The sequence below is a fragment of the Psychroflexus sp. MBR-150 genome, from assembly GCF_053628795.1.
Window position 1 is genome coordinate 1 of the sequence record NZ_JBRJHB010000034.1, and the last position, 11,396, is coordinate 11,396.

An 11,396-nucleotide genomic window follows, 5' to 3' on the forward strand; every position below is an offset into this window, starting at 1 on the left:
GGATTGGTATCGTCGTCCTCACACAAAGTGTAAGCAAAAGGATTGCCATTTGGATTGAGCACTGGAGCACGATGCACCACAATCTCAAAGGGAACAATCACAAAACAGAAGTTACCCGCAACGGCATTGTCCACCCTCGCATAAATGATTTGTGTATTGGTCGGATTGCCATTGGCATCGGTTTCGTTTAAACTGGGATCATTCACGTAAGCATCGGGTGTGGTGATTAGGTCTGCTGCATCTTCATTTTCTGCACCACTTTCGTTGAGATAATAACTGATACTGACATTTTCTGATCCAGCTATCAGGTTCCCGCTTTGGGTTAAATCAAATGGTTCTGCGGCTACACCATCATTGTTATCATCGCAGGCTTCTAATCTCAGAGCATCGGGGTCGGTCTCACTTGGACTTGGCAATGGCAACACGCTGATGGTCATAATTACCGTATCAAAGCATTGATTTTCTGTAGCTGTATCAACGACTTTGATGAAAATACTTTGCGGTTGACTCGTGTTGGTATAGTCCGTCGGATCAGTTATCGGGTTGTCATTGTCTAAATCGGCTTGACTTTCATAATAGGTGAATTGTAAGTTGGCTGGAACTACCGTTTGTCCGACTATCTCTGCCTCTTTGACCGTTAAATCAAAACTGATCTGTGGAAATGGATTTTGATTAGCATCATCATCACAAACTTCTAACACACTTGGTGCGGTAATGGCTGGTAATGGCTCTACCGTTAGTGTAAAACTATTATTGGTATCATCTGTAAAGTCAAATAAGTCAACACAGCCGGTTGCCGTATTTTCTATACGCACATATATAATCTGTGGGTTGGTGATATTGGTGTAATTACTCGGTACGGCTATGGCATTGATGCCATCCTCGGCGTCTTGTTGGGTCTCGTGATAGGTGATTTGTATGTTTGTCGGGTCTTGATTGCCGAGAGCTTCTGGAGTGTTTTGGGTTAAATCAAAACTCGCAAAGCCATTTGCAGTCTCATCATCACAGCGTGTCAAGTCTTCTAAGTTTTGTATTTCTGGACTGGGGATTACTATTAAATCTAATGGACGTGTATCATAACAACCTGTACCATCATCGCCGTTTGGCCCTGTGTTTTCTGCTCTGACATAAAGGGTTTGTTGGTTGGGGTTGTTTGTTCCAAAAGGCTGTGTGGTATCAATAGGATTGACGCCTAAGTCGGCATCGGCTTGGGTCAGGTGAAAGGTGATAGTCACCTCGGGTTCATTATTGAGTATGTCTATAATCGCAGCTTCTAAATCAAATTCTGCAAAGCCGTCATTGTCTGGATCACAAACCTCTAAAGGCTCTAGCGTTGGTGCCAAACTTGGAATAGGATCCACCACTAAAGTTAAACTGCTAAAGGATTCACAGCCCGTCGTCTGGCTGGTAACCCTCACCTCTATCGTTTGGGGGTTGGTCGTGTTGACATAGCTGTCTATTGGTGTTATCGGATTGTTATTCGCTAAATCTGTTGGGGTCTCAAAAAACTCGACATTGAGTTCGTTATTCCCTTGGGTGATTTCATCGATCTTATCATTTAAGTCAAAGGTCGCGATCTCATCGCTTAAATTCCCGCCGGTCTCATCATCACATACCGCTAGTGGTTCTGCATCTACAATAGCTGGCAATGGCAAAACCTCGATATCAAAAGATTCGATATTAAAGCAATTCTGGGCATTGCTCGTATCGGTGACTCGTATCCAGATCGTTTGAGGACTGCTCGTGTTTTGATAGTTCGTCGGTTGGGCTATCTCATTTTGATCAGTCTCGGCATCAGTTTCATTCAAGTGGTATGTGATATCTAAATTTGTGGGGGCTAAACTGCCTAAGACTTCTGGCTCGACTTGGGTTAAATCGAAAAATAAAAAGCCGTCTGTATTGTCATCGCATACCGATAGAGGATCTTCTATTGGTGTCAGTATTGGGCTATCGACTACTTGCAACTCAAAACTGCTGACCAAGCTACAACTGTTGTTGATGTCTTCGGTTCTAAAATAGATTGTTTGAACACTTTCTACCACATTAGAATAAGGCGAACTCAAGGCTCCAACGTTATTTTCGGCATCTGATTGGGTTAAATGATAACTGACTTGAACATCAGGGTTGGCTAAACTTATTACATCGTCTTGACTGCTTAAATCAAAGTTGTTGAAAAAGCCGTCGTTGTCATCGTCGCATTCTACAATATTTGGTGGGTTTAAGTCCACTGGAGCCGAATCTGTGACCGATAGCTCAAAACTGGCCAGCTCAAAACAGGTCGGATCGGCTATGTTTTGGACTCTGACCCAGATTGGTTGTGGGTTGCTCGTGTTCTGGTAAGCCGTCGGGTCTGGTATGGGGTTTACGCCGCCGTTGGCGTCGGGTTGGGATTCGTGGTAACTCACCGAATGGGTTGATGGGTCTTGGTTGGAGCCTAATACCACAAAATTGTTTTCAGTGAGGTTGAAACTGGCCGTGCCGGTACCGCTGCCATCATCACATAATTCTAAATCATTCGGTGTTATGATTTCAACATCAAATATTTGAATAGTAAAGCTTCCTACTGAAAAACAAGTACTGTCATCTGTATTTTCTGCTCTAACAAAAATAGTTTCTGTATCGTTTGATGGCACATAAGCGCCTGGTGTGGTAATCACATTTGTCGCTGCATCAGCATCAGCTGCTGTGTTGTAATAACTCAATTGGGTTTCTGTAGGATTTAAAATACCAAGTTCGGTAACGTCATTTTCTGTTAAATCAAATGCTTGGGTTAATGTAAAATCACCACATTGTGTAAGTGTTGGTGTTTGGGTGATTTCTGGTTGCTCGGTGATGATGATTTCAAAACTGCTGACAGCTATACAAGTTGGGTCGTCTAAATTTTGAACACTGACCCAAATGGTTTCTGGATTATTAGAATTGACATAAGTTGCAGGGTTAGGAATTGGACTTGTTGCTCCTAAAGCATCGGCTTCGGTGTCGTGGTAGCTGATACTGTGAGTAGTTTCGTCTTGGTTTGGTCCAAAAACATCAGCGTTTTGCAAGGTCAAATCAAAAGTGCTTTGACCTGTATTGCCTGTCATTTCACATCTTTCTAAATCATCAGCTTGATTGGCTTCTACATTAAAAATTTCTATTTCAAAACTATCGGTTGAAAAACAATCTGGATTATTGATGTTTTCGGCTCTGATAAATATCGTTTCTGGATTATTTGAAGGTTGATAGGCTGTTGGGTTGACAATAGGATTATCGCCTGTATCAGCATCGCCTAGAGTGTTGTGGTATGTCAACTGAGCATCTGCTGGGTTGGATATGCCTAGAGCGGCTTCATCATTTTGGGTTAAATCAAAGGTTTGAGTTAAGGTAAAATCACCGCATTCCGTTAAGTCTTCGGGAGGAATAGTGATTTCGGGGATTTGAAATACTTCTATTTCAAAGCTACTGATATCAAAACAAGCAGCACTTTCAAGATTATCTTGTTTAGCCCAAATGATTTGAGGATTTGAAGTGTTTTCATAAGCAGCAGGATCAGGAATAGGATTTGTTCCATTAATGGCGTCTTGCTGAGACTCATAATATAATACTTCAAAATTATTGAGATCTTCCCCATTGAGAACATTAGCATCATTTTGAGTTAAGTCAAAAGTGGCAGTATCTACTCCAGCGATATCACTACATTCACTTAAATCTTCTAAAGTTCCAATATTAGATGCTGTAACATCCAATAGAAAACTGCCCGTATCTAAACACTCTGATATAATAGTACTACTTACAGAATAATGAACAGTAAAAGGAATACTAGGTGGCGAATAATTTTGTGGATTTAATATAGGATTTACACCATCAATTGCATCTTGAGCGGTTTCGTAATAGGTGACTTGATAGGGTTCTACACCTGGATTCTCTGTCTGGTAATCAGGAAAATCATTAAAAAACGTATTCCTTATATTATCAAGAATAGGAACATCATTTAGTGTTAAATTAAACGATGCTGGTTCGTTAAAAGGTAAACAAATTATAATATCTAAATTTTCTGTAATATCTTCATTTTCATCAAATAAAGGAATAAATTCAACTATTACACAGTCTTCTGAACTTTCACAATTATCATCAGGATTGCTAGAATTAGATTCAGTGGTAACACAATATTCTCCTGTTTCGGTTACAATTAGAGTAGCCTCAGTTTCACCAGGTATATCAACACCATCTTTAGACCATTGGAGATCAAGACATGGTGGTTTTTCACCATCAAACACTTGTAATACTTCGAAATCACCTTCACACTTAGCTGTGCTGTCTTCAATTAAAAAATCCTCTCCAGCATCCGCACCTAATTCAAAACTTCCGCCTTCCAAAAATACAAAGGAATCATAAAAAGTATCTGCCCTATCAGCAATGACTAGTTTTATATTATAGGTTTGACATGGGATCACATCAGCTTGAGCCGTTAAGACTCTTGTTCTTCCAGTAATATCAATATCTCCAGGATTATTAGCTTCACTATTAGTTGAGTCATAAAATTCTGGAAAAGCAAATTCTCCTAAACCTCCAGTACAAGAAGTTTCATCATGAACATTTACTGGGCTTACTGGGGTAGTTGTACCAGGGACTAGTGCTATATTTAACCCGCCTAAATCTAAAGTCACATCGGCTGTATTAGGATTACCATCGTGGTCATAGTCATTGACATTAGAAATTCCTGGACCACTTAAGATAAATGCAAAGGTATCCGCATAATCGCAAACATAAATTGGATATTCATAAGAAGCAAAAATATAATTAAACTGAATTTGATTAACAAAAGGCTTAAACTCAAATTCTATAATTGTAGCATTATTGGTATTCCCAGGCTCTTGAATCAAAGCTTCTAAGTCTGTATCTCCAGGCCAACCTCCTGAACCGCTACTACCATTACCATCTATAACTCTATTGATATCTGCTGAACCCATAACAATACCTTCATCAAATGGGAAATTAGTACAGACCTTGTTAAAATAACCAAAACTTTCAAAAGGTTCGCCATTTAAAGAGGAGTTATTTGAGGAGTTGATATTATTAACATCAGAACAAGCGCCTTTCACTAGTATATCTTCAACTAATTCATCTAAAGTTAATTTATCCTCATCTTGATCAAAATTATCATCTACAAAAATTGTATTGAAGGCTACAATGACAGGAAATTCCAAAGTCTCAAAACATCCAAAACTATCAGTGACAGTGAGAGTTGCTATAAATTCATCAGGATTTGTAAAAGTTATACTCACATTTTGACCATTTAGGATTGTACCGTCAAAATCCCACTCATAAGTCAAGTCATTGGTCACACCGCTTGAGGTGACTGCATCAGCTTCAAAAGTCACGTTTTCGCCTACTATAATAAAATCTACTGGTGGGCCTTCAGAGCAAAGCGGCTCAATATTAGCAACTTCTGGCGTTATAGTTTGACAAGGTGGACGACAAGAAATCGCTGCTTCCCAGCCTGGAGCATTAAAAAATGTATTGGAGGTAAAAACAACTGTTAAACAACCACTTGGGTTGGCATTGGTTGCAGCAATTAAATTAAGTTCTGGATTTCCAGCCAATGTACCCGTAAAAGTCCCCAAAATAGTAGCAGGATCCGGGTTATCAGCATCGTATATAGTCATTTGGTCAACACCATCATTAGCTAAGATAAATTCATTGAACTCTAAAATTGTTTGTAAGTTAGGGCCGTCAGGGCAAATGGTATATGTGAAATTTTCTCCTGTATCGTAATCTCCACTTGCTCCTCCTGAGTCAAAAAAATTACCACTACAAGTATTAACTAAAGGACCATCACTGATCAAAAAACGCTCTTTACAAGAAATGTAAGCACTCCAACCTATATCTGTAACGCTACCATCTGATATAAATTCAATGGTCAAACAACCCGAAGGACTGTCTTCTGTTGCAATAATGGATTGAAGTTGTGGGTTGTTTGCTAAATCACCCGTAAACGTTCCAATTTCAAAAGCAGGGTCATTGGTATCAGAATCGTAGATAATCATTGTATCAACTCCATCTTGAAGTTGAAACTCTTGAAATTCTAAAACAGAAATAAAATCAGGATCATCAGAGCAAATGGTATAAACAAAGTTTTCGTTGTTGGCATATTCATCATTTGCACCACCAGTATCGGTAAAAAGACCTTCGCAAGTATTGACAGTGCCATTACTTATAGGAAACATATTTTCTTGACACTTAATTTCAGCTACCCAACCCAGGTCGGTTATTGAACCATCTGAGATAAATTCAAAGGTTAGACATCGAGTTGGGTTATTTTCGGATGCTGCAATAAGCTGGAGTTCAGGGTTATCGGCTAAATTACCTGTAAACGTTCCAATTTCAGCAGCAGGGTCATTGGTATCAGAATCATAAACAATCAGGGTGTCAAAGCCGTCTTGAAGTTGAAACTCCTTAAATTCTAAAATGGTAAATAAATTAGAGACATCAGGACAAATGGTATAAATAAAATTTTCATTATCAGCGTAAGATCCATTTGTGCCACCAGAATCTGTAAATAAACCTACACATGTATTATCTGTTGTTCCATCTTCAATTGTAAATACATCTCCTTCTCGACAGGATATGCTCGCTGCCCAACCTGTACTGACCGTAGAAGCATTTGAAATAAATTCAATAGTCAAACATCCAATAAAAACATCATTATTTGCGGTGATATATTGCAGCTCAGGGTTATCTGCCAAGCCTCCAGTAAAGGTTCCTATCTCTGCAGCAGGGTCATTGGTGTCTGAATTATAAATAATCATTGTATCTCCATCGTCTCCAATATCAAATTCAGAAAACTCTAAAACAGAAAATCCAAACTCCTCAGGGCAAATCGTAAATACAAAACTCTCATTATTGTCATAGTCACCATTCAGTCCGCCCGTATCAAAAAAGTTGCCGCTACAAATATCAAACGAAGCATTTTGGATATTGAAATTTTGAGCGTAAGAACTAAAATAACTTAAACAAATGATAAATATGGTGTATATGTATTTCATTCAATTAATTTTGGTTCGTAAATATATATAATTCGTTAATTTTGTGTTATCAAATTCAAAGAAAATTTAAAATATCATGTCCAACCAAATAAAAACTGTTAAAACTTCTGATGAAAGTATCTTAAAATTTGAAGCTAACGACTTCTTAGTTAAGCATAATAGCTTTGAATTCCACAATATAGAAGAAGCTAAAGACTCTGTTTTAGCCCAACAACTCTTTCATTTACCTTTTGTTAAAACGGTTTATATCGCTCAAAATTTTGTTGCGATTCAAAAATACAATATTATAGAATGGGAAGATGTGCAACAAGAGCTCGCTGAACAAATTCAAAATTTTATCAACTCTGATCAAAATATTGTTGTAGAAAAGTCAGAACAACCCAAAAAAATTCCCGTTACAGTTTATGCAGAGAGCACACCAAACCCACATGTAATGAAATTTGTGGCTAACAAAAAATTGGTTTTAAAACCTTTAGAGTTTAAAAGTATTGATGATACTTCAGAAGTGGAACTAGCCCAAAAATTATTTCACTTTCCCTTTGTGAAAGAAGTTTATATGGATGAAAACTTCATTTCTGTTCAAAAATACGATATGGCAGAATGGGATGATATTACCATGGAGTTAAGAGAATTTATTAGATCTTATTTAGAAAAAAATGCAGAGATAGTAAAATCTATTAAATCTAAAAACGTTCAACCTAATGAAAATATTTCAACTCAAACCAATACAACGACAAAAAATCTCCAAGGGATTTCTAAGCAAATTTCAGAAATTTTAGAAGAATATGTCAAACCTGCTGTAGCGAGTGATGGCGGCAATATTGTGTTTCAATCTTATGACGAAGACACCCAAGCCGTCCATGTTATTTTACAAGGTGCTTGTAGTGGTTGCCCTTCTTCAACTATGACTTTGAAAAATGGCATTGAAACCTTGCTTAAAGACATGCTGCCACAACAAGTGAATGAAGTGGTGGCAATAAATGGATAAAGCTGAGCATATTCATTTGCATGCCTTTACAATCTACAAGGGTTTGGTTGTATTGAGTGTTATCAGGTTTAGCACCACTCATCAAAGACAAGTGCCTGCCAAGCAGATAATCAAACACTTATGTTTAACTCAAGTCTTTTGGTGAATGCAAGAATAAACATTCACATCTCAATAAAGTTTATCCTGAAGTATTAAAAGACTCGATGTTTAAACACATAAGACATCATATCTAATGAAATTGGAAATTATATCAAAGAGAAGAAATTTGCTTACGTGTTAAACTTAGTGATTTTAGTTTAAGAAAAAGAAATTGGTTTTTTTAATAAATCAAAGTATTTTTAAGCTTCCTTAACTTCAAATTAAACAAAAGAATATTTAATTTTACCCCAATAATTATCAAACTTAAGCGTTAAATCATAAAACACTCTCATTTTGAACAAACAATATTTGATCATTTCTATTTGCTTTTTAATTACTAATTTTATTAATGCCCAAGACCAAAACATAAATTTTACCAATTCAAAACTTGATAAGGTCGTTTTAAAAGAAATGCAAATCGATACTTTGGTCTGGTATTTTGAAGATTTTAAAGAAAGTATTGTCATTGACTCCTCGTGGCAAAAATTACTATCAAATCAACAATTATTCAAACATCAACAAGACCTTTATGCAAATGAAAACTATATAGAAACTGTTGACTATGAGTTATCAACCGATACTTTGAAGCATCGCTTAAGCTTATTAAATGCCAAAACGCCTTTAGATATTTCTTACAGTAAAGATTTAGAAAGTGTCATTCAATATTATCTCAAACGAGAAAAAGAAAAGACTGAAAAACTGATGCGTTTAAGTCAGTATTATTTTCCGATGTTTGAAAGTGTTTTTGATAAATATAATATTCCTTTAGAAATCAAACACTTAGCTTTAGTAGAATCGGCTTTAAACCCGAGAGCAAAATCTTGGGTAGGTGCAACTGGTTTGTGGCAATTTATGTATTCTACTGGAAAAATGTATAACTTAGAAGTAAGCAGTTATGTTGATGAACGTATGGATCCTGTTAGGTCAACTGAAGCCGCGGCAAAATATCTCAATCACTTATACAATATTTTTGAAGATTGGGATTTGGCCTTAGCCGCTTATAATTCTGGTCCTGGCAATGTCAATAAAGCCATTAGACGCAGTGGTGGACAAAAAGATTATTGGTCAATCAGACCTTATTTGCCCAGAGAAACAGCTGGTTATGTGCCTTCTTTTCTGGCGATGCTATATATTTTTGAATATGCTGATGCTCATGACTTTCAGCCTCAATCTTCGCCTATGCCATATTTGGCAACGGATACCATTCAAACTAAAAATTTAATTAAACTCGAACAAGTTGCTGAAATCACCAACACCGATATTGAATTTTTAAAGTTCCTCAACCCAAGTTATAAGTTGGGGATTATACCTTATGAACCTGAGAAAAATTACACCTTAAGATTACCCTATAAAGCTGCTGGCTTGTTTGCTGCCAATGAAGATAAATTTTACGATTATGCTCAAAAAGATATTGCTGCATCAGAAGAAACTTTACCTCAATATTATAAAGTCAGTGACAAAATTAGATACCGTGTCAAACGCGGAGATTATCTCGGCAAAATCGCCAGTCGATATGGTGTACGAGTAAGCGAAATTAGACGATGGAATGGTATGCGAAACAACAGAATAAATATTGGTGATAGACTCACCATTTATCCTCGAAAGGCTAACTATACACAATCACCTAAACGTAAAATAAAAAACGATAAAAAAGACCATCAATTATCGAAAAATCAAAAAATTTATGTGGTCAAACCAGGAGATTCTTTGTGGAGTATCTCCAAAAAATTTGAAGGTTTGAGTGTTGAAGATCTCAAAAAAATAAATAATATCAATAATACAACTTTAAAACCTGGAATGACTTTAAAGCTGAAGTCTTAGTTCTAACTAAAAATGGTTTTTTGCCACAAATGAACTGATAATTTCAACACACATTTGTACTTCTGCTACCTAAAAAACGAAAGCAACTACAAATCATTCAAATTTTAAAAAATTCCTTTCAATTCTTCTAATACAATTTCCCCTTTAGAAATATTAAGTCCTTTTTTTAGACGTGAATCTTTTTCAATTGCCTTTTCCCACCCCAAATCGGCTATAGATTTCACATATGGAAAAGTGACGTTTGTTAATGCCAAAGTAGAAGTATAAGGTACAGCACCAGGCATATTGGTCACACAATAATGCAAAACTTCATCGACGATATAAGTAGGGTTTTCATGGGTTGTAGGTTTTGTCGTTTCAAAACAACCTCCTTGGTCAACAGCCACATCTACCATAACTGTTCCGTGTTGCATGTCTTTAAGCATATCCCTTTTAATGAGTTTTGGGGCTTTGGCACCTGCTATCAGCACCGCTCCAATAATCAAGTCTGCATCTTTGATGTGTTTTCTGATATTGTATTCATTAGAAAATTCGGTAATGACGTGTGGTGGCATAATATCATTAACATATCTTAAGCGTTTCATATTAATGTCCATCATCACCACACTGGCACCAAGACCTGCTGCCATTTTTGCAGCTTGAACGCCAACAACGCCTGCACCGATAACTAAAACTTTTCCAGGTGGAACTCCAGGTACACCACCCAATAAAATTCCTCTACCTTTAATGGGTTTTTCTAAAAATTTTGCACCTTGTTGAGTTGCCATCCGTCCTGCAATTTCTGACATTGGCGTTAGCAATGGTAAGCTGCCATCGTCGTCTTGAACCGTTTCATAAGCTAAACAAACCGCTTTAGATTTTAGCATTGCTTTGGTTAGTGACTGACTTGAAGCAAAATGGAAATACGTAAATACAATTTGATTGCGCTTTACCAAATCGTATTCTTTTTCAATAGGTTCTTTCACTTTGACAATCATTTCAGCGATGTCATAAACCGATTCAATGGAATCTAAAATTTGAGCACCGGCATTTTTATAATCGTTGTTGGTAAAACCGCTTGCTAAACCTGCATGAGATTGCACATAAACCATGTGCTTAGCTTTGACGAGTTCAAAAACACCAGCTGGTGTGACGGAAACTCGACTTTCATTGTTTTTAATTTCAGTAGGAACGCCTATAATCATAGTGGGTAGTTTTTAGTTGATAGTTAGTAGTAAGCATTTGTTAATTTAAAAAAATTAGTATTGATTTTGTGAGGGTAAATATATTTAAAACTTGTTTATAATATATAAAACCTTATAAAAAACTGGGGTAATATAAATTAAAAATCATTAGTGTCCGATAAAATATTTTAAAGTGGGATTTCCAATACAGGATTTCCCACTTTTTTATATCTTCATCTTTCGCAAAAAAAAAGAGATATG

Annotated in this window: 4 protein-coding genes; 2 read left to right on the top strand and 2 right to left on the bottom strand. The window is 36.7% G+C overall.

The features are described from left to right. Positions 1 to 7,025: choice-of-anchor L domain-containing protein (locus ACSSV5_RS11890; protein WP_454246041.1), on the bottom strand; the 7,025-nt coding region annotated here is incomplete at its 3' end. A gap of 76 nt (positions 7,026 to 7,101) precedes the next feature. Between ACSSV5_RS11890 and ACSSV5_RS11895 the strand changes: the two genes are divergently transcribed. Both ACSSV5_RS11895 and ACSSV5_RS11900 read left to right on the top strand, forming a co-directional pair. Continuing rightward, positions 7,102 to 8,013, top strand: a complete 912-nt coding sequence (locus ACSSV5_RS11895; RefSeq protein ID WP_454246042.1) for a NifU family protein — start codon at positions 7,102 to 7,104, stop codon at positions 8,011 to 8,013. Between the two features lie 432 nt (positions 8,014 to 8,445). Continuing rightward, on the top strand, positions 8,446 to 9,972 hold the full coding sequence (locus tag ACSSV5_RS11900) for a LysM peptidoglycan-binding domain-containing protein (protein ID WP_454246043.1): 1,527 nt from the start codon (positions 8,446 to 8,448) through the stop codon (positions 9,970 to 9,972). 104 nt (positions 9,973 to 10,076) lie between these two features. Here ACSSV5_RS11900 and ald read toward each other — a convergent pair whose 3' ends face one another. Beyond that, positions 10,077 to 11,156, bottom strand: a complete 1,080-nt coding sequence (gene ald, locus ACSSV5_RS11905; protein ID WP_454246044.1) for an alanine dehydrogenase — start codon at positions 11,154 to 11,156, stop codon at positions 10,077 to 10,079. Between the last annotated feature and the right edge of the window lie 240 nt (positions 11,157 to 11,396).